This window comes from Streptomyces sp. SM10, from assembly GCF_002910915.1.
Taxonomy (GTDB): Bacteria; Actinomycetota; Actinomycetes; order Streptomycetales; family Streptomycetaceae; genus Streptomyces.
Genome location: NZ_NEUF01000063.1, coordinates 38,222 through 64,418, shown reverse-complemented (window position 1 = coordinate 64,418; position 26,197 = coordinate 38,222). Strand labels below are relative to the sequence as shown.

Sequence of the window (26,197 nt, the reverse complement as noted above, 5' to 3'; positions counted from 1 at the left end):
ATGACGGACATATCGGAGGCCGGTCCCTGGGTACTGGCGCTGGCCATGACGGCCGTCGCCCTCGCCCTGGCACTCCTCCACCTCCGCACGCGCCGGTCGACCGCGGCACTGCGCGCGGAGGCTCGCGCCGAAGCACGGGCGGCGGCCGGCAGGTACCAGGCCCTGGAGGCCGAAGCGCGGTCCGGCGAACAGGCGGCGGCGCAGGCCGCGGAGGCCCGCTACCGGTCCATGGAAGCGGCCCTCATCGCCGAGGCGCAGGAGGCCGAGCGCGCCCGCATCGGCGCGGAGCAGCAGGGCGGCCGGACAGCGGGGGAGCTGGCGTACTTCGTCGACACCCGGCTGCCGGCCCTCGTCGCGCACCTGAGGAGCCGTCATGTGCCCATCCCCGGAACGCAGGACCCGGCGCTCGCCCACACCGAGGTCGGGGCCCTCCTGGAACGCGCCCTGAACCAGGTCGCCCAGGTCGTCGTCGACACCGAGCAGCGGGTCGACGCAGGCGCCCAGGCCGTGCTGCGGGACACCACCGCCGACATCCAGGCCAAGTCCTACCGCCTCCAGGAGATGATCGAGGAGGCGCAGTTCGCCTTCGACGATCCGGAGATCGCCAAGCGGCTGGTCTCGATGGACCGTACGAACGAGGAGAACCTCCGGCAGATCCAGGCGACCGGAGTGCTCTGCGGAGCCTGGCCCGGGCTGACCCGGAGCGACTCCCACCTGGGTGACATCGTCGCCGGAGCCCAGTCCCGCATCGCGGGCTACCAGCGCGTCCAGATCACCAGCCAGCTCTCCGACCCGGTCGGGGTGGTGGCCCGAGCGGTGGAGCCGCTCGCCGTGATCGTCGCCGAGCTGCTCGCGAACGCCGTGCACCACACCCCTCAGGGCACGCGGCCCGTCGACGTCAGCCTGCACCAGGTGCAGGCGGGCGCGTGCGTCGTGATCGACGACCCCGGCGTGGGCATGACGGACGAGGAGCGTGAGTTCGCCGCACGCATGCTGTCCAGCCAGGAGGGGATCCTGCTGACCCATCTGGGAGATCCGCCGCGCGCGGGGTTCGCCACGATCGGCCGTCTGGTGCAGCAGTTCGGTTTCACCGTCACGGTGGACAAGCCCTCGTCGTACGGCGGCGTGCGGGCCGTGGCGTTCATCCCCGATCACCTGCTGATGCTGATGGATGAGGTGGCCCAGCCCATGTCGGCCATGTCCCCCGCCCTGCGCAAGCCGGAGCCGCCCAGGCAGGAGAGCCCCGCACCGGCTCCGGCCGCCGGGCCCGTCGGCGCCACCGAGCTGCCGCGGCGCCGGCGCCAACGGGCCCCCCAGGAGACGGAGCAGGCCGCCCGGCAGGGCCAGGACCCGGCACCTGCGATCAGCCCGGACCAGGCGGCCGAGACGTGGGGCGCCTGGCAGACCGGCACCCTGCGCGGATTCGAGGACGCGCACACAGACCAGGAAGAAGGCACGCAGTCATGACCGTCGTTCCCAAGCGTCCCCTTCTCAGGGACATGTCCTGGGTGCTCACCCCTCTCCTGGAGGTACCCGGGGTCGTGCACGCTCTGGTCCTCTCCGGCGACGGGATGATCCAGGGCGCCACCCAGGCCCTCACCCGGGAGGCCGGGGAGGGCGCCTCCGCCATGGCGTCGGCCGTCCAGGGCGCCTGCAAGGAACTGGTCAGGAAGCTGGCGGGGCAGGAGGAGAGCCCCGTACTGCACCAGGTGGTGGTCAGCACGAACTACGGGTTCGCCTTCCTGATCCCCGCGGGCGACAACACGGTCATGGCGGTCTTCGCACAGCCGACCGTGGACATGGGCGTCATCGCCCACGCCATGCAGGTCCAGGTCTCGAAGCTCGGTGACAAGGTGATGAACTCGCCTGCTCGGGCCCGGGGATGACGCCGGCTCCCCGCCGGCGGCTCGTGCCGTCGTTCCTGGCCACCGACAGCGTCCAGCCGACGCGCAACACGCTGGACCGCCTGACCCTGCTGTCGGCCACCGGCGTCACCGCCCTGGACGGCCTGACGCACGCGCAGCGCCGGCTGGTCGAACTCCTCCAGGGCGGCCCGCTGGCGCTGGTCGAGGTCGCCGCCCGCCTGGTACTGCCGGTGAGCCTGGTCCGCGTCCTCGTCGCCGATCTCGTCGACAGCTCGTACCTGCACGCCCGCGCCCCCATCCCCGAAGCGAAGGCACACGATCCCCAGCTGCTAGAGAAGGTGCTCGATGGACTCCGCAGTATCCGATAACACCTTCCTCGACAGCGACGAGAAGACGCTGGTGAAGATCGTGGTGACCGGACCCTTCGGCGTCGGGAAGACGACGCTGATCAACACGCTCTCCGAGACCGCGCCGCTGCACACCGAGGAGGTCATGACCCAGGCCGGTGCGAAGGTCGACGATCTCGCCGGTGTGCGGGACAAGGCCACCACCACGGTCGCCATCGACTTCGGCCGCAGGACACTCCCCGGTGATCTGGTCCTCTACCTGTTCGGCACTCCGGGCCAGAAGAGGTTCAAGCCGCTCTGGGAGGACATCGCGCGCGGCGCCCTGGGTGCGGTGGTCCTGGTGGACACCCGCCGTCTCGACGACTCGTTCGACGTCATCGACATGATCGAGCAGCAGGGACTGGCCTACGCCGTGGCCGTCAACACCTTCCCCGACTCGCCCGACCACCCGCCCGAGGTGCTCCGCGACCACCTGGACCTGGAGCCGCACACCCCGCTGGTGGTCTGCGACGCCCGCGAGACGACGTCGGCCGTGGACGTACTGATCGCGCTGGTGACCCACCTGCTCACCGCCCACCCCGTCCTGGAAGCCTCATGAGCACCTACCTGCCCCTGGCAGTCCCTCTGTACAGCCCTGAGTTCGCCGCGGATCCCGGGCGCGTCTACGCCCGTCTGCGCGCGTTCGGGCCGGTCGCCCCCGTCGAGGTGTCCCCGGGCGTCAGCGGCTATCTGGTGACCGACCGCGATGCCGCCCTCGCCGTGCTCAACGACCCGGGCGTCTGGTCGAAGGACCCGCGGGCCTGGGAGAGCGGGCTCCCGGCCGACTCGCCGGTGAAGCCGATGATGGGGTGGCGGCCCAACGCCCTGTTCAACGACGGAGCCGCGCACCGTCGCTACCGGTCGGTCATCACCGACAGCTTCAGCCGGATCGAGCCGCACGACCTGCGCAGACAGGTCGCGGAGATCGCGGACGGTCTGATCAAGGACTTCGCCGGCACGGGTGAGGTCGACCTGGTCGGCCAGTACGCCCGCCCGTTGCCGCTGGTGCTGTTCAACGCGATGTTCGGCATGCCGCCCGAGGACGGGCCCCGGCTGGTGGCCGCCATGGGAGGTCTGTTCGAATCCGAACCCGAGCACGCCATCAAGGCGAACGAGGACTTCGGCCGGTACATGGAGGAGCTGATCGCGCTCAAGGTGCAGCAGCGCGGGGAGGATCTGACGAGCTGGTTCATGGACCACCCCGCCGGTCTCGCGCCGGAGGAACTCGCCCACCAGGTGATCCTCACCATGGCCGCGGGGCAGGAACCGACCACGAACCTGATCTCGAACGCCCTGTCGCGCATGCTGTCCAACCCGGACTACTACAGCAGCCTCTCCAACGGCGCCCGCACCGCCCGCGACGCCATCAACGACGTGCTGCGCCACGAGCCGCCGATGGCGAACTACAGCGCGCACTACCCGCGCCGCACCGTGCAGATCGGCAGCACCTGGATCCCCGCCGACAGCCTCGTGCTCATCTCGTACCACGCGGCGAACACCGCCCCGGACGGCCACGACGGCCACGACGGCGGCGAGCGCACCGACGGCGGCGCGCACCTCGCCTGGTCCTCCGGGCCGCACGCCTGCCCCGTCAAGCAGCCCGCCCTGCTCATCGCGATCACCGCGATCGAGAGGCTCACCAGCCACCTCGGGGACCTCGAACTCGCCGTGCCCCGCGAGAGCCTGCAGTGGCGCCCCGGCCCCTTCCACCGCGCACTTGCGCACCTCCCGGCCCGCTTCGGTCCCATCACGCCGCAGAAAACTGGAGTCACCCCATGGAGCAGCCCCTCGTCCTCGACCCCGCCGGCCGCGACATCCACGGAGAGTCCGCTCTCCTCCGCGAGCGCGGACCGGCGACCCGGGTCGTACTCCCCGGCGCCCTGGACGCCTGGGCCGTCAGCAGCCACTCACTCCTGAAGGAGCTCCTGACCGACGACCGCGTGACCAAGGACCCCCGCGCCTGGAGCGTCTGGCAGCGCGGCGAGATCACCCCGGACATGTGGGTCTACACCTGGGTGGCGGTCTCCAACATGTTCACCGCCGCGGGGCAGGACCACCGCCGTCTGCGCAAACTCGTCACCCCCGCGTTCACCGCACGCCGCATCGAGGCGCTGAGGCCCGTCATCCAGGAGATCGCCGATCGGCTGCTGGACGATGTGGCGCTCTCCTCCGACGGCACGGTGGACCTGCGCGCCTCGTACGCCCACCCGCTGCCCATGCAGGTCATCTGCCACCTGTTCGGGCTGCCGGAGGAACTCCGGCCGCGCATGGCACAGTTGGTCGAGAGGGTCTTCGACACGACCATCGAGGACGCCGCGTCGAATTTCGCGGGGCTCCAGCAGATGCTGTCCGACCTCATCGCGAGCAAGCGGCAGAACCCCGGGGACGACCTGACCAGCGTCCTGATCGCCACCCGCGACGAGGACGGCACCCGTCTGAGCGAAGCAGAGCTGACCGACACCCTGCTGCTCATCATCAGCGCCGGCTTCGAGACCACCGTCAACCTCATCGGCAACGCCGTCCGCGCCCTGCTGGAACACCCCGAGCAGCTCCGGCAGGTCACCGGGGCCGGTGCGAAGCGCTGGAACGACGTCATCGAGGAGACCCTGCGATGGGAGCCGAGCGTGGCCCATCTGCCCCTGCGCTACGCCGTCGAGGACATCGACCTCCCGGACGGTCAGCGCATCACCCGGGGTGAGGCGATCCTCGCGTCCTACGCCGCGGCGGGCCGCGAGCCGGCCCAGCACGGCCCGGACGCCGACCGGTTCGACATCGACCGGTTCGGCAGGGAGCACCTGGCGTTCGGCTACGGCGTCCACTTCTGCCTCGGGGCCCCGCTCGCACGGCTGGAAGCCGATGTGGCCCTGACCACCCTGTTCGCCCGGTACCCGGACCTCGCCCTGGCGTCCCCCGCGGCGGACGTCCCCCAGGTCGAGTCGTTCATCGTCAACGGGGCTCAGCGCATCGACGTCTCGCCGGTCCGTCCCACCCCGGCCTGAGGGTCTGCGGGCCGAGCAGCCCGGGTACGGCCGGCCGGTCCCGGTGTCCACCGGCCGGCCCGCCGGACCCGCTCCGGCCGCCGTTACTCCCGGTCCGCGGCGGGCAGCAGCCCGGCCGCGTCCAGCAGGTAGTCGGTCATCGGGTCGTAGTAGCGCGGGTCGGCCACGTGGTCGTCCAGCGGCACGGTGACCTGGAGGGTGCCCTCCGCCTCGCCGAGGAAGAGCGCGGGGTCGTTGCAGTCCGCGTAGCCGATCGAGTCGATGCCGCGCTGCCCCGCGCACCCGGCCCAGCCGTGGTCGGCCACGACCAGGTCCGGCCTCGGCCGGCCCTCGCGCTCGAGGCCGTCCAGGATGGCGGCCATCGGGACCGGTGAGTGCGTGTGCCACAGGGTCGCCCCGCGCTCCAGGACGGCGACGTCGGCGAACTGGAAGACCATGCCCTCGTCCGCCATGAGGCCGCCCGGGATCCTGACGATCTCGCATCCGGCGGCCCGCAGGGCGTTCGCGGTCTGCCGGTGCACGTCGAGCAGCCCGCCGGGGTGCCCGGTCGCAAGCAGCACCCGCTCCCCGTCGGCGGCCGCCTTGCGCAGCCGTGCCGCCATCCGGTCCAGGGCGTCGACCGTCAGCTCGGGGTCGATGGTGTCCTGCCCCTGCCGGTGCTCCGGGTCGTCGTTGACGCCGCATCTCTCGGCCATCACGGCCAGGACGTCCTGCTCGTCGGTCCACCGGTCACCGAGCTCCAGCCCCAGCCAGAAGTGGCGGTTGCCGTTGGCGAGCTGGCGGTAGTGGGAGAGGTTGTTGTCCCGGGGGGTGGCGACGTCGCCCGCGATACGGGTGCGGACGAGGTGCTCGACGAGTGCGGCGCGGCTGGGTATCGGCATGCACCCATTGTGCCGTCGAGGGCGCACCGTGTGCCGGGTGTCTCGTACGGCGGGATCCTGTCGCCCTGTGGCGCGCCTCCGGCCCTACGCCGCTCCCGCCCGCGTCCGGCCGCCCGGCGGGGGCCCGTCGCCTCGCTGCGGGACGGCGTACGGAGCGGCATCGGCGGTCTTCACCGGCCCGGTGGCACCACCCCCGGCCAGGCGGCAGCCGGAACAGCCGGGGTGGCCGTGACGGGCGGCGGTGTCGCGGGTCCGCGAGTCCTGCCGGGCCTTGGGGCGGGGCCGGGTGGGCTTGCCCCATCCCGCGAGGTACAGGAACCCGGCAGGTCAGGGCCGGAGCGGACACAAACGGGGTCTGACGGCCCTCCGGTTACGAGGCGGCGGCCTCGAAGGCCCCCCGCGCCAGCCGGTGCAGCAGGGCGGCGGTGGCCGTGCGGTCCGGGAGGGCCTCGGGGCGGGTCAGGTGGGGGGTGGAGTTCAGCAGGCCGAAGACCGCGTGGACGGTGACCCGCGCCTCGCTCTCCGCGAGGGCCGGGTAGAGGGCGCGGACGACCTCGACCCAGACCTCCACGTACTGCCGCTGGAGCTGGCGGACGCGCTTGCGGTCGGTGTCGCGCAGGCGGTCCAGCTCGCGGTCGTGGAGGGTGATCAGCGGCCGGTCGTCCAGGGCGAAGTCGATGTGGCCCTCGATGAGGGCGTCGAGGAGGGCGTCCGGGGAGCCGCCCCGGGAGGCACCGTCCTCGGTGACGCGGAGCCTGCCGCCGGCCAGCAGGCGCTCGCTGATGCCGACGAGCAGCTCGGCGAGCATCGCGTCCTTGCCCGGGAAGTGGCGGTAGAGGCCGGGGCCGCTGATACCGACCGCCGCCCCTATCTCGTCGACCCCGACACCGTGGAAGCCGCGCTCGGCGAAGAGGCGGGCCGCCTCCCTGAGGATCTGTTCGCGGCGGGTGGGAGCCGCGACACGGGCGGCGGCATGGGTGCTCATGGAGATTCATTCTAGACAGGGGGGTTAGCGCTCGTTAACCTGAGCGTCACAGACGTTAACGCTCATTAACTCTCATCCGGTTCAGCGGTACGGGCAAGGGGGCTCGACAGGATGCAGCAGGCACCGGTCCTGGTGAGTGCGGCCGATCCCGCCTCGGAGGCCTGGCAGGCCAACGAGGCGGCGCATCACGCGCTCGCCGAGGAGCTGCGCACGCGGCTCGCCACGGCACGGCTCGGCGGGGGTGAGAAGGCCCGCGCCCGGCATGTGGCGCGCGGGAAGCTGCTCCCCCGGGAGCGGGTGGACACCCTCCTCGATCCGGGCTCGCCCTTCCTGGAACTGGCACCCCTCGCGGCCGAGGGGCTGTACGGGGGCGCGGCTCCGGCGGCCGGGGTGATCGCCGGGATCGGCCGGGTCAGCGGCCGGGAGTGCGTCATCGTCGCCAATGACGCGACCGTCAAGGGCGGCACGTACTACCCGATGACGGTGAAGAAGCATCTCCGCGCCCAGGAGGTGGCCCTGGAGAACCGGCTGCCGTGTCTGTACCTGGTCGACTCGGGGGGCGCATTCCTCCCGATGCAGGACGAGGTGTTCCCCGACCGGGACCACTTCGGGCGGATCTTCTACAACCAGGCCCGGATGTCGGGCGCCGGCATCCCCCAGATCGCGGCGGTGCTCGGCTCCTGCACGGCGGGTGGGGCGTACGTCCCGGCGATGAGCGACGAGGCCGTCATCGTCCGGAACCAGGGCACGATCTTCCTGGGCGGCCCGCCGCTGGTGAAGGCCGCCACCGGCGAGGTCGTCACGGCGGAGGAGCTGGGCGGCGGCGAGGTGCACTCCCGTACGTCCGGGGTCACCGACCACCTCGCCGAGGACGACGCGCACGCGCTGCGGATCGTGCGGAACATCGTCGCGACACTCCCGGAGCGCGGCCCGCTCCCCTGGTCCGTGGAGCCCGCCGAGGAGCCGAAGGCGGACCCTGCCGGGCTGTACGGCGCGGTGCCCGTGGACTCGCGTACGCCCTACGACGTCCGGGAGGTCATCGCCCGGGTCGTGGACGGCTCCCGCTTCGCCGAGTTCAAGGCGGAGTACGGCCAGACGCTGATCACCGGCTTCGCCCGGATCCACGGCCACCCCGTCGGCATCGTCGCCAACAACGGGATCCTGTTCTCGGAGTCCGCCCAGAAGGGTGCCCACTTCATCGAGCTGTGCGACCAGCGCGGCATCCCGCTGGTCTTCCTCCAGAACATCTCCGGCTTCATGGTCGGCCGGGACTACGAGGCCGGGGGCATCGCCAAGCACGGCGCCAAGATGGTGACGGCCGTGGCGTGCACCCGGGTGCCGAAGCTGACCGTCGTGGTCGGCGGTTCCTACGGCGCCGGCAACTACTCGATGTGCGGCCGGGCCTACTCACCGCGCTTCCTCTGGATGTGGCCGAACGCCAAGATCTCGGTCATGGGCGGCGAGCAGGCCGCATCCGTGCTGGCCACCGTCAAGCGGGACCAGATCGAGGGGCGCGGCGAGGAGTGGCCCGCCGAGGACGAGGAGGCCTTCAAGGATCCGGTCCGCGCGCAGTACGAGCAGCAGGGCAACGCCTACTACGCCACCGCCCGGCTCTGGGACGACGGCGTGATCGACCCGACGGAGACCCGGCAGGTGCTGGGGCTCGCCCTGACCGCGTGTGCCAACGCCCCGCTGGGCGACCCCCAGTTCGGCGTCTTCCGGATGTGATGTGAGGACCTCCATGTTCAGCACTGTTCTGGTCGCCAACCGTGGCGAGATCGCGGTCCGGGTCATCCGGACCCTGCGCGAGCTCGGCGTGCGGTCGGTCGCCGTCTTCAGCGACGCCGACGCGGACGCCCGGCACGTCCGGGAGGCCGATACGGCGGTACGGATCGGGCCCGCTCCCGCCGGGGAGAGTTACCTTTCCGTGGAGCGGCTGCTGGACGCCGCCCGCCGTACGGGTGCCGAGGCGGTCCACCCGGGCTACGGCTTCCTCGCGGAGAACGCCGGTTTCGCGCAGGCCTGCGCGGAGGCGGGCCTGGTCTTCATCGGCCCGCCCGCCGCGGCGATCTCACTGATGGGCGACAAGATCCGCGCCAAGGAGACCGTCGCCGCGGCGGGGGTGCCCGTGGTGCCCGGCTCCTCGGGGAGCGGGCTCACCGACGCGCAACTGGGCGCGGCCGCGCGGGAGATCGGGATGCCCGTCCTGCTGAAGCCCTCGGCGGGGGGTGGCGGCAAGGGCATGCGGCTGGTGCGCGAGGAGAAGGCGCTGGCCGACGAGATCGCGGCGGCCCGGCGCGAGGCGCGCGCCTCCTTCGGCGACGACACCCTGCTGGTGGAGCGGTGGATCGACCGGCCTCGGCACATCGAGATCCAGGTGCTGGCCGACGGACACGGCAGCGTCGTGCACCTGGGCGAGCGCGAGTGCTCGCTCCAGCGCCGCCACCAGAAGATCATCGAGGAGGCGCCCTCGGTCCTGCTCGACGAGGACACCCGGGCCGCGATGGGCGAGGCGGCCGTGCAGGCGGCCCGGTCCTGCGGGTACGTGGGCGCGGGGACGGTCGAGTTCATCGTCCCGGGCAGCGACCCCGCTTCGTACTACTTCATGGAGATGAACACCCGCCTCCAGGTGGAGCACCCGGTCACCGAGCTGATCACCGGGCTCGACCTGGTGGAGTGGCAGCTGCGGGTCGCGTCCGGCGCCCGGCTGCCGTACGCCCAGGCGGACATCACGCTGACCGGGCACGCCGTCGAGGCGCGGGTCTGCGCGGAGGACCCGGCACGCGGATTCCTGCCGTCCGGCGGCACGGTGCTCGCGCTGCACGAGCCGGAGGGCGGCGGGGTGCGGACGGACTCCGGCCTCAGTGAGGGCGTGCCGGTCGGCAGCACGTACGACCCGATGCTCTCGAAGGTCATCGCCCACGGCCCCGACCGGCCGACGGCGCTGCGCCGGCTGCGTGCGGCGCTGGCGGACACGGTGGTGCTGGGCGTCCCGACCAACGCCGGCTTCCTGCGGCGACTGCTCGCCCATCCGGCCGTGGCCGCGGGCGAGCTGGACACCGGTCTGGTGGAGCGGGAGGCGGACGGCCTGGTGCCGGACGGGGTCCCGGAGGAGGTGTACGCGGCGGCGGCCCTTCTGCGGCAGCCTCCGGCGACGCCCGCCGACGGGTGGGTCGACCCGTTCTCGGTGCCCAGCGGATGGCGGCTCGGCGGCACACCGGCGGAGACCTTCCACCACTTCCGCGTCCCGGGCCACGCCCCGGTGCGGGTGGGAGTGCGTACGGGCGCGCGGGGCACGGCGTCGCTGGCGTTCGGACACGCCGGGGACCGGGAGGAGGCCGCGGACGCGTGCGGTCCCTTCCCCTCGCTGCCCGGCGCGCGGACGTCCCGGCTCGTCGAGGCCTCCGGGCCGCGTGTCGTCGTCGAGGTCGACGGCCTGACCCACACGTTCAGCAGGGCGGCCGCACGGGACGGGGTCTGGCTCGGCCGGGACGGCGACGCCTGGCACGTCCAGGACCACGACCCGGTGGAGGCGTCCCTCAGCGGCGCGGCGCGTTCGGGCGCGGACACGCTCGCCGCGCCCATGCCCGGGACGGTCACGGTGGTGAAGGTGGCGGTCGGGGACGAGGTCGTGGCCGGGCAGAGCCTGCTGGTCGTCGAGGCGATGAAGATGGAGCACGTCATCTCCGCGCCGCACGCCGGAACGGTCACCGAACTGGACGTCACCGCGGGCGCCACGGTCGCCATGGACCAGATCCTGGCCGTGGTGGCCCCGAAGGAGGAGTCATGACCGGCACCGGACTGCCCATGACGGTGCCCGCGCCGGACCTGCCCGCCCGGATCCGCATCCACGAGGTCGGAGCGCGCGACGGGCTGCAGAACGAGAAGACCGTCGTACCGACCGAGGTGAAGGCGGAGTTCGTCCGCCGGCTCGCCGCGGCCGGGCTGTCCACCATCGAGGCGACCAGCTTCGTGCACCCGAAGTGGGTGCCCCAACTGGCCGACGCGGAGCAGCTGTTCCCGATGCTCGGGGAGCTCTCGGACCGTGGGGACGTGGCGCTGCCCGTCCTCGTGCCGAACGAACGCGGCCTGGACCGGGCGCTCGCGCTCGGCGCCCGGCGCATCGCGGTCTTCGGCTCCGCCACCGAGACGTTCGCCGCCCGCAACCTCAACCGCACGGTGGATGAGTCGCTCGCCATGTTCGAACCGGTCGTGGCCCGGGCGAAGGAGGCCGGGGGGCATGTGCGCGGCTATCTGTCGATGTGCTTCGGCGACCCGTGGGAGGGCGCGGTGCCGGTCGCGCAGGTCGTCCGTGTCGCGAAGGCGCTGAGTGACCTCGGCTGCGACGAGCTCTCCCTCGGCGACACGATCGGCGTGGCCACCCCCGGCCATGTGCGCGAGCTGCTCTCCGCGCTGAACGAGGCGGGCGTGGGCACCGGCACGATCGGGGTGCACTTCCACGACACGTACGGCCAGGCGCTCTCCAACACCCTGGCCGCACTCCAGCACGGGGTGACGACGGTGGACGCCTCGGCGGGCGGCCTCGGCGGCTGCCCGTACGCGAAGAGCGCGACCGGAAATCTCGCCACCGAGGATCTCGTGTGGATGCTCGACGGCCTCGGTGTCGACACCGGGGTCGATCTCGGCGCACTCACCGCCACCAGCGTGTGGATGGCCGAACAACTGGGCCGACCGAGCCCGTCCCGTACCGTCCGCGCGCTGTCCCACAAGGAGTGAAGCACCCATGTCCCTTGACCACCGGCTGACCGCCGAGCACGAGGAACTGCGCCGCACCGTCGAGGAGTTCGCACACGATGTGATCGCCCCGAAGATCGGCGACTTCTACGAGAGGCACGAGTTCCCGTACGAGATCGTGCGCGAGATGGGCCGGATGGGCCTGTTCGGCCTGCCCTTCCCTGAGGAGTACGGCGGCATGGGCGGGGACTACCTCGCCCTCGGGATCGCCCTGGAGGAGCTGGCCCGGGTCGACTCGTCCGTGGCGATCACCCTGGAGGCCGGGGTCTCGCTCGGCGCCATGCCCGTCTTCCGGTTCGGGACCGAGGAGCAGAAGCAGCGGTGGCTGCCGAAGCTCTGCGCGGGCGAGGCGCTCGGCGCGTTCGGGCTGACGGAGCCGGACGGTGGCTCGGACGCAGGCGGCACCCGGACGACGGCCGTGCTGGACGAGGCCACGGGCGAGTGGGTGATCAACGGCTCCAAGTGCTTCATCACCAACTCCGGTACGGACATCACGGAGCTGGTGACGGTGACGGCGGTCACCGGCCGCAAGGAGAACGGCGCCCCGCGCATCTCCGCGATCATCGTCCCGTCCGGCACCCCCGGCTTCACGGTCGCCGCCCCGTACTCCAAGGTCGGGTGGAACGCCTCGGACACCCGCGAGCTGTCCTTCTCCGACGTCCGCGTCCCGAAGGAGAACCTCCTGGGTGAGGAGGGCCGCGGTTACGCGCAGTTCCTGCGGATCCTGGACGAGGGGCGGATCGCCATCTCCGCACTGTCGACGGGCCTGGCCCAGGGCTGTGTGGACGAGTCGCTGAAGTACGCGGGGGAGCGCCACGCCTTCGGGAAGCCGATCGGCGCCAACCAGGCCATCCAGTTCAAGATCGCCGACATGGAGATGCGGGCGCACATGGCCCGGACCGGCTGGCGCGACGCGGCCTCCCGGCTGGTCGCGGGCGAGCCCTTCAAGAAGGAGGCGGCGATCGCGAAGCTGTACTCCTCGACGGTGGCGGTGGACAACGCCCGTGAGGCGACGCAGATCCACGGCGGCTACGGCTTCATGAACGAGTACCCGGTGGCCCGGATGTGGCGCGACTCCAAGATCCTGGAGATCGGCGAGGGCACGAGTGAGGTCCAGCGGATGCTGATCGCCAGGGAGCTGGGGATGGACGCCTGAGACACCGAGGGCCGAGGGTCGAGGCGACATGCACCCCACACCGCACCGGCTCACCGTGCCGCACGTGGACGACTGCTTCGGCGCGACCGCGAAGGCGTGCCCGGACATCGACATGCTGCGTCTCCAGCCCGCCGTCGGCTGAGCCGGACGCGCGACAGCCGCCTTCCCCGGTCAGGGGAAGGCGGCTTCTCGTCGTGCCGGGTAACGGAACGGCCGCTCCCTCTTGCCCTCCCGGTCCGCGATATGTGAGGTTAGGCTAGCCTTCCTTTGAATCGTCAGCGGGCGCCCCAGGCGCGTACGAAAGCAGACACACTCATGCCCAACGTCCGGACCAGCCCACTCTCCCGCCGCGGCCTGCTGGCCGCCGGCGGTGCCGTCGGTCTCGGTGCCGCCCTCGCAGCCTGCGGCGACGGCGACGAGAAGAGCGCCACCTCGGGTTCGGGCGCGGAGAAATCCGGCCCCTGGTCCTTCAAGGACGACCGCGGCGAGACGGCGAAGGCCGACTCCACGCCGAAGAACATCGTCGCGTTCGTGGGCGTCGCCGCCGCGCTCCACGACTACGGCATAGAGGTCAAGGGTGTCTTCGGCCCGACGAAGACCTCCGACGGCAAGCCCGACGTACAGGCCGGCGACCTCGACATCAGCAAGGTCGAGGTGCTGGGCAACGTCTGGGGCGAGTTCAACGTCGAGAAGTACGCCGGTCTCGCACCGGAGCTCCTCGTCACCGCCATGTGGGAGAAGGACGCCCTCTGGTACGTGCCGGACCAGTCCAAGGACAAGATCCTCAAGCTGGCCCCGAGCGTCGCCCTGTGGGCCGCGCAGACCACCGTCCCGAAGGCGATCCAGCGCCACGAGGACCTGGCCGCCTCCCTCGGCGCCGACCTGAAGGCCAAGAAGGTCACCGACGCCAAGGCCGCCTTCGAGAAGGCCGCGGCCCGGCTGCGCGCCGCCGCGAAGTCGCAGCCGAACATCAAGGTCCTGGTCGGCTCGGCCAGTCAGGACCTCTTCTACGTCTCGCTCGCCAAGATGTCGGCCGACACCCTGTACTTCCAGGAACTCGGCGTGCGGTTCGTCGAGCCGAAGATCAAGGAAGGCGCCTTCTTCGAGGAGCTGAGCTGGGAGAACGTCGACAAGTACGACGCCGACATCATCATGATGGACAACCGCTCCTCGGCCCTGCAGCCCGACGCCCTGACCTCCAAGCCGACCTGGGCGAAGCTGCCGGCCGTCAAGGCGGGCCAGGTCATACCGCGCACGACGGAGCCCATCTACTCCTACGACAAGTGCGCACCGATCCTCGACGCGCTCGCCGAGGCCATCGAGCAGGCCAAGAAGGCCGGCTGACACCCCCCGGGCCCGGCCCCCGGAGCACGTCTCCGGGGGCCGGGCCCGCCGCGTTTCCCGTCCCGGGGAGGACCCTCGCATGACGACCGTCACCGCACCCGCCATCGCCCCCTTCCGGCTCTTCGGCCTGACGGTCCTGCGGACCGAACGGCTGAGCCCCTCCATGCAACGGGTCACCTTCGGCGGCCCCGGGCTGGACGGCTTCGCCGCGGGGGGCCGGGACCAGAGCCTCTCGCTCTTCCTGCCGCACCCGGGCCAGGCCGAGCCCGTCGTCCCGGTGGCCGAGGACGGCACCTGGTTCGACGCCTGGCGCGCCGCACCCGAGGACGTACGGGCCGTCATGCGCGCGTACACGGTGCGCGCCCAGCGCCGCGCCGACGACGGCGCGACCGAGGTCGACATCGACTTCGCCCTCCACGACGACGGCGGGCCGGCCTGCCGCTGGGCGGAGGCGGCCGCCCCCGGTCAGCGACTCAAGGCGCTGGGCCCCGCGGTCGAGGACAACGCCTCGGTCCGCTTCCGCCCGCCGCAGGACACCGCGTGGGTGCTGATCCAGGCCGACGAGACGGCGCTGCCCGCGGCCTCCGCGGCTCTGGAGTGGCTACCGGCCGGCTCGCGGGCCGAGGTCTGGCTGGAGGTCCCGCACGCGGGGGACCGCCTGGAGCTCCGCACCGAGGCCGACGTGACGGTCCACTGGCTCGTACGCGACCAGGGGGCGCCGTCGGCCGTGGAGGCCGTGCGCGCCGCCGAGCTGCCCGGCGGGACCCCGTACGCCTGGATCGCCGGCGAGGCGTCGGGGGTGCGCGAGCTGCGCCGCCACCTGGTCCAGGAGCGGAAGTTCGACCGGAGGCGCGTCACCTTCGTCGGCTACTGGCGGCGCGGCCTGAGCGAGGAGCAGCTGCGGGAGGAAGCGGCGCGGACGTCCGCGTAACACCCCTGCGTGTCCTGTGGGGTTCCTGTGACGGTCCCTCCCGATGGCGAAGACACCCGCTTAGTTAGGTTAGGCTTACCTAACTTAACCGTCGCGTCCTCGTTCCCCCTTCTTCCTGCCCGGAGGGTCGCGACGACGTCCCCGCCCGGGAGGCCCCACACATGCGTTCCCACCTGCTCAACCACACGACGGCGGAGGACTACCGTCGCTCCGTCACCGCGGGGGTCGATCAGGTCGCCGCCACACTCGCCTCCACCGAGCAGCCGTTCAGCGGAATCGGCGTGGACGGGCTCACTCCCGTCGTCGACGCCATCGATCTCGACCGGCCGCTCGGCGACACGGCCGCCGCCCTGGACGAGCTCGGCGAGGTCTACCTCCGCGACGCCGTGTACTTCCACCATCCCCGCTACCTCGCCCACCTCAACTGCCCCGTGGTCATCCCCGCCGTGGTCGGCGAGGCCGTGCTCTCCGCCGTCAACTCCTCCCTGGACACCTGGGACCAGAGCGCGGGCGGCACGCTGATCGAGCGCCGGCTGATCGACTGGACGGCCGGCCGGATCGGCCTCGGCCCCGCGGCGGACGGCGTCTTCACCAGCGGAGGCACACAGTCCAATCTGCAGGCCCTGCTGCTGGCCCGCGAGGAGTCCAAGCTCCGCCCCGAGGACTTCACCCGGCTGCGGATCTTCACCTCCGAGTGCAGCCACTTCAGCGTCCAGAAGTCGGCGAAGCTCCTCGGCCTGGGCCCCGACTCCGTCGTGTCCGTCCCCGTGGACCGCGAGAAGCGCATGCAGACCGTCGCCCTGGCCGCGGCCCTCGAACGCTGCGAGGCCGAGGGCTCCGTGCCCATGGCGGTCGTCGCCACGGCGGGCACCACGGACTTCGGTTCCATCGACCCGCTGCCCGAGATCGCCGCGCTCTGCGAGCGGTACGCCACCTGGATGCACGTCGATGCCGCCTACGGCTGCGGGCTCCTGGCCTCACCCACCCGGCGCGGGCTGATCGACGGCATCGAGCGCGCCGACTCGGTCACCGTGGACTACCACAAGTCCTTCTTCCAGCCCGTGAGTTCGTCCGCGGTGCTGGTCCGTGACCGGGCCACGCTGCGCCACGCGACGTACCACGCGGAGTACCTCAACCCGGAGCGGACCGTCGAGGAGCGCATCCCCAACCAGGTGGACAAGTCCCTGCAGACCACCCGCAGGTTCGACGCACTCAAGCTGTGGATGACCCTGCGCACCATGGGTGCGGACGGCGTCGGCGAGCTCTTCGACGAGGTCTGCGATCTGGCCGGGGAGGGCTGGCGGCTCCTTGCGGCCGACCCGCGCTTCGACGTCGTCGTGGAGCCCCGGCTGTCCACCCTGGTGTTCCGCTACGTCCCGGACCACCTCACAACCCCGGACGGCATCGACCGGGCCAACCTCCACGCCCGCAAGGCCCTCTTCGCCTCGGGCGAGGCCGTGGTCGCGGGCACGAAGGTCGGCGACCGCCAGTACCTCAAATTCACCCTGCTCAACCCCGAGACGACCACGGCCGACATCACCGCCGTCCTCGACCTGATCGCCGGCCACGCCGAGCAGTACCTGGGAGACTCCCTTGACCGCGCTTCCTGAGCCCCGCACCGCTCCGTACGACTTCGTCGGGATCGGGCTCGGTCCGTTCAACCTCGGACTGGCCTGCCTGACCGAGCCGATCGAGGAGCTCGACGGGGTGTTCCTCGAGTCCAAGCCGGACTTCGAGTGGCACTCGGGGATGTTCCTCGAAGGGGCCCATCTCCAGACGCCGTTCATGTCGGACCTGGTGACGATGGCCGACCCGACCTCCCCGTACTCCTTCCTGAACTACCTGAAGGAGCGCGGCAGGCTCTACTCGTTCTACATCCGGGAGAACTTCTACCCGCTGCGGACCGAGTACAACGACTACTGCCGGTGGGCCGCGGCCGAACTGAGCAGTATCCGTTTCAACCAAACCGTACAGTCGGTTACGTACGACGAGGGCGACGGCCTGTACACCGTCCGCACCGCCGACAGCGCCTTCCGGGCCCGCCACCTCGTCCTCGGGACCGGGACCCCGCCCCACATCCCCGAGGCCTGCCGGGACCTGGGTGGCGACTTCCTGCACAACTCCCGCTACCTGCAGGAGAAGGCGGCCCTGCAGGCGAAGAAGTCCATCACCCTGGTGGGCAGCGGACAGAGCGCGGCGGAGATCTACTACGACCTGCTCTCCGAGATCGACGCGCACGGCTACCGGCTGAACTGGGTGACGCGCTCCCCCCGCTTCTTCCCGCTGGAGTACACCAAGCTGACGCTCGAGATGACGTCGCCGGAGTACGTGGACTACTTCCACGCCCTGCCCGAGGAGACCCGCTACCGGCTGGAGTCCGGCCAGAAGGGGCTCTTCAAGGGCATCGACGGCGAGCTGATCGACTCGATCTTCGACCTGCTCTACCAGAAGAGCCTGCCCGGCCCCGTCCCCACCCGGCTGCTCACCAACTCCGCGCTGCACAGCGCGCGTTACGAGAAGTCCACCGGGACGTACACGCTGGGTCTGCGCCAGGAGGAGCAGGGCAGGGAGTACGAGCTCGACAGCGAGGGCCTGATCCTCGCCACCGGCTACCGGTACGCCGCACCGGCCTTCCTGAAGCCCGTCACCGACCGGATCCGGCACGACGGCCGGGGCCGTTTCGACGTGGCCCGCAACTACAGCATCGACACCACCGGGCGCGGGATCTTCCTGCAGAACGCCGGGGTGCACACCCACTCGATCACCTCGCCCGACCTGGGCATGGGTGCCTACCGCAACGCGTACATCATCGGCGAACTGCTCGGCCGTGAGTACTACCCGGTCGAGAAGTCCGTCGCTTTCCAGGAGTTCGCCGCATGACCAGCACGAAACCGCTCGGGACGTTCACCGTCCGCCCCATGGACCCCTCCGACGCGGAACGGGTGCACGCGTGGGTCACCCATCCCAGGTCGGCGTTCTGGATGATGGGCGACGCCCGGCTGGAGGACGTCGAGCGGGAGTACACCGCGATAGCCGCCCACCCGCACCACGACGCCCTCATCGGGCTGCACGAGGGACGGCCCGCCTTCCTGATGGAGCGCTACGACCCCACCGAGGTCGAGCTCAAGGGCCTGTACGAGGCGGAGCCGGGTGACATCGGGATGCACTTCCTGGTCGCCCCGCCCGAGGAGCCGGTGCACGGTTTCACCCTCGCCGTGATCACCACCGTCATGGAGACGCTGTTCGCGGACCCCCGGGTGCGCAGGGTCGTCGTCGAGCCGGATGTCACCAACACCGCGGTACACGCGCTGAACAAGGCCGTCGGCTTCGAGGCGATCCGCGAGATCACCAAGCCGGAGAAGCAGGCCCTGCTCAGCGCCTGCACCCGTGAGCAGTTCGAGGCCGCGACCACTGGAGACGACCGATGACCACCCACCCCACCACCAGCGCCGTCGACCACCTGACCCCGGAGCGCTGGGCCGCCGCCAACCGGCTGCTGATCCGCAAGGCGCTGGCCGAGTTCTCGCACGAACGGCTGCTGACCCCCGCCCCGCTCGACGACGGCCGCTACCGCGTGCGGAGTGACGACGGGACGGTCGAGTACCGCTTCGCCGCACGTCGCTTCGCGCTGGACCACTGGCAGGTCGACGCCGCGTCGGTCACCCGGCACCGGCACGGCTCGGACCTCCCGCTGGACGCGCTGGAGTTCTTCATCGAGCTGCGCTCCACGCTCGGCCTGTCGGCGGAGATCCTGCCGGTGTACCTGGAGGAGATCTCCTCCACGCTGGCCGGAACCGCGTACAAACTGACCAAGGAACCGACCACGTCGGCAGAGCTCGCCGTGGCCGGTTTCCAGGCCGTCGAGACCGGCATGACCGAGGGTCACCCCTGCTTTGTCGCCAACAACGGTCGGCTCGGCTTCGGCGTCGACGCATACCGCGCGTACGCCCCCGAGGCGGCGACGGGAATCAGCCTGGTCTGGCTGGCGGCCCGGCGCGATCGCGCCACCTTCACGGCCGGCGCCGGTCTGGACTACTCCACCCTGATCGCCGGGGAGCTCAGCGAGGAGACCCTCGCCGGGTTCGCCGCGCGGATGGCGGACCTCGGGCTCGACCTCGACGACCACCTGCTGATCCCGGTCCACCCCTGGCAGTGGTGGAACAAGCTCGCCGTGACCTTCGCCGGCGAGATCGCCCAGCGGCACCTGGTCGTCCTCGGCGAGGGCGACGACACCTATCTCGCCCAGCAGTCGATCCGGACGTTCTTCAACGCCGACCACCCCGAGAAGCACTACGTCAAGACGGCGCTGTCCGTGCTGAACATGGGCTTCATGCGGGGGCTCTCCGCCGCCTACATGGAGGCGACCCCCGCGATCAACGACTGGCTGGCCGGTCTGATCGAGCGGGACGACCTGCTGAGCGGGATCGGGTTCTCGATCATCCGGGAGCGGGCCGCCGTCGGCTACCGCCACCGGGCCTACGAGGCGGCGACCGCCAAGGGCTCCCCGTACCTGAAGATGCTCGCCGCACTCTGGCGCGAGAGCCCGGTCCCCTCCCTGACCGGGGGCGAGCGCCTCGCGACGATGGCCTCGCTGCTCCACACCGACGACGAGGGCCGCTCGGTGGCGGGCGCCCTGATCGCCGAGTCGGGGCTGGCCCCGGCCGACTGGCTGAGGCGCTACCTGGACGCCTACCTGGTGCCGGTGCTGCACAGCTTCTACGCCTACGACCTGGTCTTCATGCCGCACGGCGAGAACGTGATCCTGGTGATCGAGGACGGCGTGGTGCGCCGGACGGTCTTCAAGGACATCGCCGAGGAGATCGCGGTCATGGACCCGGACGCGGTGCTGCCGCCCCAGGTCGAGCGCATCCGCGCCGACGTCCCGGAGGACATGAAGCTGCTGTCGGTCCTCACCGACGTCTTCGACTGCTTCTTCCGCTTCCTGGGGGCGGACCTGGCCACGGAGGGCGTCCTCGACGAGGAGACCTTCTGGCGGACCGTCGCCGCGTGCGTCAGGGGCTACCAGGAGTCGGTGCCGTACCTCGCGGACAAGTTCGCGCGGTACGACATGTTCACGGAGGACTTCGCCCTGTCCTGCCTGAACCGGCTGCAGCTGCGCAACAACCAGCAGATGGTCGACCTGGAGGACCCGGCGGGCGCGCTCCAGCTGACCGGCAGGCTGCGGAACCCGATCGCGGCGTACTGAGGCACGGCGTCCGGCCCCGCCCGCCGCGGGCGGGGCCGGACGCGCGGGCCGGACGAGGGGGCCGGATGGACGCAGTCCGATGTGAATCTTATGGGCATTACCGACATTCAGGCTCCGGAGGGCGAGATCTCTGCCCGTTTTCGGGCAGATTTCTTGCGTAGCGACCCCGATCCACGCACTATCGACGGGTGCTCGAACGCCGCCCCCCGCATGACGACCTCATCGACCACCTCGTACGCTCCACCGCGCTCCAGCGCGGCGAGGCGGCCAGGGTGATCCTCGACGTGCTGGCGTACTTCGACGAGACGACGGAGAGCTTCGTCCGGCGCCGCCACCGCGAACTGCAGGCCGGCGGCCTGGTCAACACGGAGATCTTCGAGCGGATCGCGGCCGAGCTGCCGCACCGCGCGGTGGCGCCGCAGGAGCTCTCGCTCCGCCAGCTGCGCCGCATCGTCTACGGCTGAGCCGGACGGGCGGGAGGGCCGGACGGGCACAGAACTTTTGTACGTCGATGGAGGGGCAGAGACTCTATGTGCGGGATCGTCGGTTACATCGGAAGGCGTGACGTGGCTCCGCTGCTGCTGGAAGGCCTGCAGCGGCTGGAGTACCGGGGCTACGACTCCGCCGGCATCGTCATCACGGGCAAGGCACCGGCAGGCAAGCCCGGCACGCTGAAGACGGTCAAGGCCAAGGGCCGCGTCCGCGAGCTGGAGGCCCGGGTGCCCAAGCGGTTCGCCGGCACCACCGGCATCGCCCACACCCGCTGGGCCACCCACGGCGCCCCGAGCGACGAGAACGCGCACCCGCACCTGGACACCGAGGGCAAGGTCGCCGTCGTCCACAACGGGATCATCGACAACGCCTCCGAGCTCCGAGCCAAGCTCGTCGCCGACGGCATCGAGTTCCTCTCCGAGACCGACACCGAGGTGCTGGTCCACCTGATCGCCCGCTCGGGCGCCCTCACCCTCGAGGAGAAGGTCCGCGAGGCACTGAAGCTCGTCGAGGGCACGTACGGCGTCGCCGTCCTGCACGCCGACTTCAACGACCGCATCGTCGTCGCCCGCAACGGCTCCCCCGTGGTGCTCGGCATCGGCGAGAGGGAGATGTTCGTCGCCTCCGACGTCGCCGCCCTGGTCGCGCACACCCGCCAGATCGTCACGCTGGACGACGGCGAGATGGCCACCCTCAAGGCCGACGACTTCCGTACGTACACCACGGAGGGCTCGACCACGACGGCCACGCCGACCACCGTGGAGTGGGAGGCCGAGTCGTACGACATGGGCGGCCACGACACGTACATGCACAAGGAGATCTCCGAGCAGGCGGACGCCGTGGACCGCGTGCTGCGCGGCCGCATCGACGACCGCTTCTCCACCGTGCACCTGGGCGGCCTGAACCTGGACGCCCGTGAGGCACGCGGGGTCCGCCGGATCAAGATCCTGGGCTGCGGCACCTCGTACCACGCGGGCATGATCGGCGCCGGCCTCATCGAGGAGCTGGCCCGCATCCCCGCGGACGCCGAGCCCGCCTCCGAGTTCCGCTACCGCAACCCGGTCGTGGACCCCGACACCCTGTACGTCGCGGTCTCCCAGTCCGGCGAGACGTACGACGTGCTGGCCGCCGTGCAGGAGCTCAAGCGCAAGGGCGCCCGTGTCCTGGGCGTCGTGAACGTCGTCGGCTCGGCGATCGCCCGCGAGGCGGACGGCGGCATGTACGTCCACGCCGGCCCCGAGGTCTGCGTCGTCTCCACCAAGTGCTTCACCAACACCGTGGTCGCCTTCGCGCTGCTCGCCCTGCACCTGGGCCGCATCCGGGACCTGTCGGTCTCCGACGGCAAGCGGATCATCGAGGGGCTGCGCAAGCTGCCCGAGCAGATCGGCCGGATCCTCGAGTCGGAGGAGGAGATCAAGAAGCTGGCCGAGGAGTACGCGGGCGCACAGTCGATGATGTTCATCGGCCGTGTCCGGGGCTACGCGGTCGCGCTGGAGGCCTCCCTGAAGCTCAAGGAGATCTCCTACATCCACGCCGAGGCCTACCCCGCCTCCGAGCTCAAGCACGGTCCCCTCGCGCTCATCGAGCCGGCGCTCCCCACGGTCGCGATCGTCCCGGACGACGACCTCCTGGAGAAGAACCGTGCGGCGCTGGAGGAGATCAAGGCGCGTAGCGGCCGCATCCTCGCCGTGGCCCACCGCGAGCAGGAGAAGGCCGACCACACGATCCTGGTCCCGAAGAACGAGAACGAGCTGGACCCGATCCTGATGGGCATCCCGCTGCAGCTGTTCGCGTACCACACGGCGCTGGCCATGGGCCGTGACATCGACAAGCCGCGCAACCTGGCGAAGTCGGTCACCGTCGAGTAGCGGACTCCGCCCGCGCCGCCCCCCGAAGGCACACGAAAAGGCCCCTGACGCCATGTCAGGGGCCTTTCCGTGCTCAGGGGATGACGATGACCGGGCGCTGGGCGCGGCGCGCGAGACGGCCGGCCACGGATCCGAAGATCCGGCCCACGATGCCGTGCGTCGAGCCGACGACGATGGCGTCGGCCGAGTACTCCCGGCCGACCTCCTCCAGCTCGTGGCAGATGTCCCCGCCGCGCTCCACGAGCACCCAGGGCACCTGCGCGAGGTAGTCGGCGCAGGCCAGCTCCAGCCCGAGGACCTCGGTGCGGTGATCGGGCACGTCGACGAAGACGGGCGGCTCGCAGCCTGCCCAGACGGTGGTGGGCAACCGGTTGGCCACGTGGACGATGATCAGTCCCGAGCCGTGCCGGTGCGCCATGCCGATCGCGTAGGCGAGCGCTCGCTCGCTGGACATGGATCCGTCGAATCCGACCACGACGCCGTGCCGGAAGGCGGGATCGCAGGAAGGGCGCGACTCTTCGACCGTCCGCGGTTCCGACCCGGGGTCGGCTACCTGCTTGCGGTCTGCGGGTTCAGGGATTTCGTGACCGGCCATCGGTGTCTCGGCGAAGAGAGTCCTCGTGAGGAGGGAGCGGTGTGGAGGTGTGCCTGCGAGCGGTGAAGCTGTGTCCGGGAAACATCTTCCCAACCCCCTACCCCCAAGGGTACGGCGCCACTCCTCCACTGCCCAGCCGTCGCACAGCGCATGCGGCAATGGAGGGAGCATGCCGGAGACCGCCCCGTATGGCAATGCCGGTTGCGTCGTACATCCAGCTGGTGGACCCTCTGACGGGTTCAGGTCACGCGCTCCGGCGGGCCGTCGCGGCGAACCTCGCAAGGCGGCCGATTGCGCCACCCGCGACTCCGGCAGGAGGCGTCACGCCCCGCCATCGGGCGACTGCGCATCGTCGATCTCCGGAGTCCGGACCCCCTTCAGGGGCTCGAGAGGCGCATGGGAGCTTCCGGGGTCGGAGGGCGTGCGCCGGTCGTATGACCGGAATACGCGCACGCGACCATCGGTTTTCAGCCAACTTCACCTCCACCCCGTTCTCTTGGTGTCATGGCCGCCCAACCCACGTGCCACCAGGCAGGAATAGACCGCGCGGTACGCTTTGACCCTACGGGGACGGGCCATGATCGCGATGCGCACTTCCCTGTGGGGGCTCACGGGTGAAACGCTCGTGATCGAACGCTTCGCGCCAAGTTGCCTTGTCGACATAGTGCCGGTGGGGGAACGTGTCACGTCGGCACCACGGGACGCAGTAGATTCGATCATGAGTGTCGAGGACTGGGGACGCGTGCGAGACCGAGGGGAAACGTGCAGGAGCGACAGGCCCGTAGGGACCAGGAAGACGCGAACACCGAGGGGGGCTTAGCGTCATGAGCCAGGACTCCGCCACCGCAACGGAGGCCGCACGGAAACTGACCGGGCGGCGACGCCGGGAAGTCGTAGCCGTACTGCTGTTCAGTGGCGGCCCTATCTTCGAGAGCTCCATTCCGCTCTCAGTTTTCGGAATCGACCGGCAGGACGCGGGAGTTCCCCGCTACCGCCTGCTGGTCTGTGGGGGTGAGGAAGGTCCGCTGCGCACCACCGGCGGGCTCGAACTCAGTGCGCCCTACGGCTTGGAGGCGATCAGCAGGGCCGGCACCGTCGTGGTGCCCGCCTGGCGGTCCATCACCTCCCCGCCGCCCACAGAGGCCCTGGACGCGCTGCGCCGCGCCCATGAGGAGGGTGCCCGCATCGTCGGGCTCTGCACGGGGGCCTTCGTGCTCGCGGCAGCCGGCCTGCTGGACGGCCGTCCGGCCACCACGCACTGGATGTACGCACCGACGCTGGCCAAGCGCTATCCGTCGGTGCACGTCGATCCGCGCGAGCTCTTCGTCGACGACGGCGACGTGCTCACCTCGGCCGGGACCGCGGCCGGGATCGACCTGTGCCTGCACATAGTCCGTACCGACCACGGCACCGAGGCGGCCGGGGCCCTGGCCCGCAGGCTCGTCGTACCGCCGCGGCGCAGTGGCGGCCAGGAGCGCTACCTCGACAGGTCTTTACCGGAGGAGATCGGCTCCGACCCGCTCGCCGAGGTCGTGGCCTGGGCGCTGGAGCATCTCCACGAGCAGTTCGACGTGGAGACGCTGGCGGCGCGCGCCTACATGAGCCGGCGGACCTTCGACCGCAGGTTCCGCTCGCTCACGGGCAGTGCACCGCTCCAGTGGCTCATCACCCAGCGCGTGCTGCAGGCCCAGCGGCTGCTGGAGACCTCCGACTACTCGGTCGACGAGGTGGCGGGCCGCTGCGGCTTCCGCTCACCGGTCGCGCTGCGCGGGCACTTCCGCCGCCAGCTCGGCTCCTCGCCCGCCGCGTACCGGGCCGCCTACCGGGCCCGCCGTCCGCAGGGCGGCGTGCTGGAGAGCGTCACCACGGCGCTCGAGACGTCCGTACCCACCCAGGGCACGGCATCGAGTCGGCGGGCCGCCGCGGCATCCTCGGCCGGCCCGTCACCGGTCACCGCCACGACGGTCTCCGGCGGCCCCGTGGAGCGCCTCGGGGCGGGTCCCGAGGCGTATGTTCCGGGGCGCCCGGCCCTGCCGGGGCAGCGCAGCGCCCCGTAGGGTGGGGCGCATGAACGACCGCATGGTGTGGATCGACTGCGAGATGACCGGGCTCTCGCTGACGGACGACGCACTCATCGAGGTGGCCGCCCTGGTCACCGACTCGGAACTGAACGTGCTCGGCGACGGGGTGGACATCGTGATCCGCCCGCCGGACGCGGCCCTGGAGACCATGCCCGAGGTGGTGCGGCAGATGCACACCGCCTCGGGCCTCCTCGACGAACTGGCCGGGGGCACGACCCTGGCCGACGCCGAGGAACGGGTCCTGGCCTACATCCGCGAGCACGTGAAGGAGCCGGGCAAGGCCCCTCTGTGCGGGAACTCGGTCGGCACGGACCGCGGCTTCCTGGCGCGGGACATGGCGTCCCTGGAGGGCTACCTCCACTACCGGATCGTCGATGTGTCCTCGGTCAAGGAGCTGGCGCGCCGCTGGTACCCGAGGGCGTACTTCAACAGTCCGGACAAGAACGGCAACCACCGGGCGCTGGCCGACATCCGCGACTCCATCACGGAGCTGCGCTACTACCGGGACGCGGTCTTCGTACCGCAGCCCGGCCCGGACTCGGCCCGCGCCAAGGAGATCGCGGCGCGCCACGCGACGCCCGCCGGGCAGTAGGCACAGAACCGCTGTTCACGGGCCCTCCGGGGCCCGTGAACAGCCCCTGGGAAATGCTGGC

Annotated in this window: 23 protein-coding genes; 20 read left to right on the top strand and 3 right to left on the bottom strand. The window is 71.1% G+C overall.

Features of this window, described 5'->3' with window-relative positions; all coding sequences use genetic code 11:
* Genes B9S57_RS08415 through B9S57_RS08390 form a run of 6 tightly spaced genes read left to right on the top strand, consistent with a single transcriptional unit; the run spans position 1 to position 5,250 of the window.
* Positions 1-1,467, top strand: coding sequence for an ATP-binding protein (locus B9S57_RS08415; protein ID WP_103514905.1), 1,467 nt, complete (start codon positions 1-3; stop codon positions 1,465-1,467).
* Positions 1,464-1,886, top strand: coding sequence for a roadblock/LC7 domain-containing protein (locus tag B9S57_RS08410; RefSeq protein WP_103514904.1), 423 nt, complete (start codon positions 1,464-1,466; stop codon positions 1,884-1,886). Before B9S57_RS08415 ends, B9S57_RS08410 begins: the two co-directional genes overlap by 4 nt.
* Positions 1,883-2,233, top strand: a complete 351-nt coding sequence (locus tag B9S57_RS08405) for a DUF742 domain-containing protein (RefSeq protein WP_103514903.1) — start codon at positions 1,883-1,885, stop codon at positions 2,231-2,233. The genes B9S57_RS08410 and B9S57_RS08405 overlap by 4 nt, the downstream gene beginning before the upstream one ends.
* Positions 2,211-2,810: an ATP/GTP-binding protein gene (locus B9S57_RS08400; protein WP_103514902.1), complete on the top strand. Its 600-nt coding sequence runs from the start codon at positions 2,211-2,213 to the stop codon at positions 2,808-2,810. The genes B9S57_RS08405 and B9S57_RS08400 overlap by 23 nt, the downstream gene beginning before the upstream one ends.
* Positions 2,807-4,168, top strand: a complete 1,362-nt coding sequence (locus tag B9S57_RS35260) for a cytochrome P450 (RefSeq protein WP_258036287.1) — start codon at positions 2,807-2,809, stop codon at positions 4,166-4,168. Before B9S57_RS08400 ends, B9S57_RS35260 begins: the two co-directional genes overlap by 4 nt.
* The gene (locus tag B9S57_RS08390; protein ID WP_258036291.1) at positions 4,066-5,250 is read left to right on the top strand and encodes a cytochrome P450; all 1,185 of its coding nucleotides are present in this window, start codon (positions 4,066-4,068) and stop codon (positions 5,248-5,250) included. Before B9S57_RS35260 ends, B9S57_RS08390 begins: the two co-directional genes overlap by 103 nt.
* Before the next feature lie 83 nt (positions 5,251-5,333).
* Here B9S57_RS08390 and B9S57_RS08385 read toward each other — a convergent pair whose 3' ends face one another.
* Both B9S57_RS08385 and B9S57_RS08380 read right to left on the bottom strand, forming a co-directional pair.
* Entirely contained in the window at positions 5,334-6,131 is a 798-nt protein-coding gene (locus B9S57_RS08385; protein WP_103514900.1) for a phosphatase, read from the bottom strand.
* Positions 6,132-6,501: 370 nt separating this feature from the next.
* On the bottom strand, positions 6,502-7,116 hold the full coding sequence (locus tag B9S57_RS08380) for a TetR/AcrR family transcriptional regulator (RefSeq protein ID WP_103514899.1): 615 nt from the start codon (positions 7,114-7,116) through the stop codon (positions 6,502-6,504).
* Between the two features lie 111 nt (positions 7,117-7,227).
* Here B9S57_RS08380 and B9S57_RS08375 point away from each other — a divergent pair, with 111 nt between their 5' ends.
* The 12 genes from B9S57_RS08375 (at position 7,228) to glmS (ending at position 22,868) form a co-directional block, all read left to right on the top strand.
* Positions 7,228-8,844: a carboxyl transferase domain-containing protein gene (locus B9S57_RS08375; protein WP_103514898.1), complete on the top strand. Its 1,617-nt coding sequence runs from the start codon at positions 7,228-7,230 to the stop codon at positions 8,842-8,844.
* Positions 8,845-8,857: 13 nt separating this feature from the next.
* A complete protein-coding gene (locus B9S57_RS08370; RefSeq protein WP_103514929.1) occupies positions 8,858-10,906 on the top strand; it encodes a biotin carboxylase N-terminal domain-containing protein in 2,049 nt (682 codons plus the stop codon).
* A complete protein-coding gene (locus B9S57_RS08365; RefSeq protein WP_103514897.1) occupies positions 10,903-11,853 on the top strand; it encodes a hydroxymethylglutaryl-CoA lyase in 951 nt (316 codons plus the stop codon). The genes B9S57_RS08370 and B9S57_RS08365 overlap by 4 nt, the downstream gene beginning before the upstream one ends.
* A gap of 7 nt (positions 11,854-11,860) precedes the next feature.
* Positions 11,861-13,027, top strand: a complete 1,167-nt coding sequence (locus B9S57_RS08360; RefSeq protein ID WP_103514896.1) for an acyl-CoA dehydrogenase family protein — start codon at positions 11,861-11,863, stop codon at positions 13,025-13,027.
* Between the two features lie 315 nt (positions 13,028-13,342).
* Positions 13,343-14,371 carry an ABC transporter substrate-binding protein gene (locus B9S57_RS08355; RefSeq protein WP_103514895.1) on the top strand — a complete coding sequence of 343 codons (1,029 nt, stop codon included), beginning with the start codon at positions 13,343-13,345 and terminating at the stop codon, positions 14,369-14,371.
* A 79-nt stretch (positions 14,372-14,450) separates the two neighbouring features.
* The gene (locus B9S57_RS08350; protein ID WP_103514894.1) at positions 14,451-15,302 is read left to right on the top strand and encodes a siderophore-interacting protein; all 852 of its coding nucleotides are present in this window, start codon (positions 14,451-14,453) and stop codon (positions 15,300-15,302) included.
* A 161-nt stretch (positions 15,303-15,463) separates the two neighbouring features.
* Entirely contained in the window at positions 15,464-16,912 is a 1,449-nt protein-coding gene (locus tag B9S57_RS08345) for an aspartate aminotransferase family protein (protein ID WP_103514893.1), read from the top strand.
* Positions 16,896-18,182 carry a lysine N(6)-hydroxylase/L-ornithine N(5)-oxygenase family protein gene (locus B9S57_RS08340; RefSeq protein ID WP_103514892.1) on the top strand — a complete coding sequence of 429 codons (1,287 nt, stop codon included), beginning with the start codon at positions 16,896-16,898 and terminating at the stop codon, positions 18,180-18,182. The genes B9S57_RS08345 and B9S57_RS08340 overlap by 17 nt, the downstream gene beginning before the upstream one ends.
* Positions 18,179-18,730 carry a GNAT family N-acetyltransferase gene (locus B9S57_RS08335; RefSeq protein ID WP_103514891.1) on the top strand — a complete coding sequence of 184 codons (552 nt, stop codon included), beginning with the start codon at positions 18,179-18,181 and terminating at the stop codon, positions 18,728-18,730. The genes B9S57_RS08340 and B9S57_RS08335 overlap by 4 nt, the downstream gene beginning before the upstream one ends.
* Positions 18,727-20,508 carry an IucA/IucC family siderophore biosynthesis protein gene (locus B9S57_RS08330; protein ID WP_103514890.1) on the top strand — a complete coding sequence of 594 codons (1,782 nt, stop codon included), beginning with the start codon at positions 18,727-18,729 and terminating at the stop codon, positions 20,506-20,508. The genes B9S57_RS08335 and B9S57_RS08330 overlap by 4 nt, the downstream gene beginning before the upstream one ends.
* A 188-nt stretch (positions 20,509-20,696) precedes the next feature.
* The gene (locus tag B9S57_RS08325) at positions 20,697-20,972 is read left to right on the top strand and encodes a hypothetical protein (RefSeq protein WP_103514889.1); all 276 of its coding nucleotides are present in this window, start codon (positions 20,697-20,699) and stop codon (positions 20,970-20,972) included.
* 66 nt (positions 20,973-21,038) lie between these two features.
* Positions 21,039-22,868, top strand: coding sequence for a glutamine--fructose-6-phosphate transaminase (isomerizing) (gene glmS / locus B9S57_RS08320; protein ID WP_103514888.1), 1,830 nt, complete (start codon positions 21,039-21,041; stop codon positions 22,866-22,868).
* A gap of 73 nt (positions 22,869-22,941) precedes the next feature.
* Here glmS and B9S57_RS08315 read toward each other — a convergent pair whose 3' ends face one another.
* Complete coding sequence (locus tag B9S57_RS08315) at positions 22,942-23,463, bottom strand: universal stress protein (protein WP_103514887.1); 522 nt, start codon at positions 23,461-23,463, stop codon at positions 22,942-22,944.
* Between the two features lie 824 nt (positions 23,464-24,287).
* Between B9S57_RS08315 and B9S57_RS08310 the strand changes: the two genes are divergently transcribed.
* Positions 24,288-25,520, top strand: a complete 1,233-nt coding sequence (locus B9S57_RS08310; protein ID WP_103514886.1) for a helix-turn-helix domain-containing protein — start codon at positions 24,288-24,290, stop codon at positions 25,518-25,520.
* A 10-nt stretch (positions 25,521-25,530) separates the two neighbouring features.
* Positions 25,531-26,136 carry an oligoribonuclease gene (gene orn / locus B9S57_RS08305; RefSeq protein WP_103514885.1) on the top strand — a complete coding sequence of 202 codons (606 nt, stop codon included), beginning with the start codon at positions 25,531-25,533 and terminating at the stop codon, positions 26,134-26,136.
* Positions 26,137-26,197 lie beyond the last annotated feature (61 nt).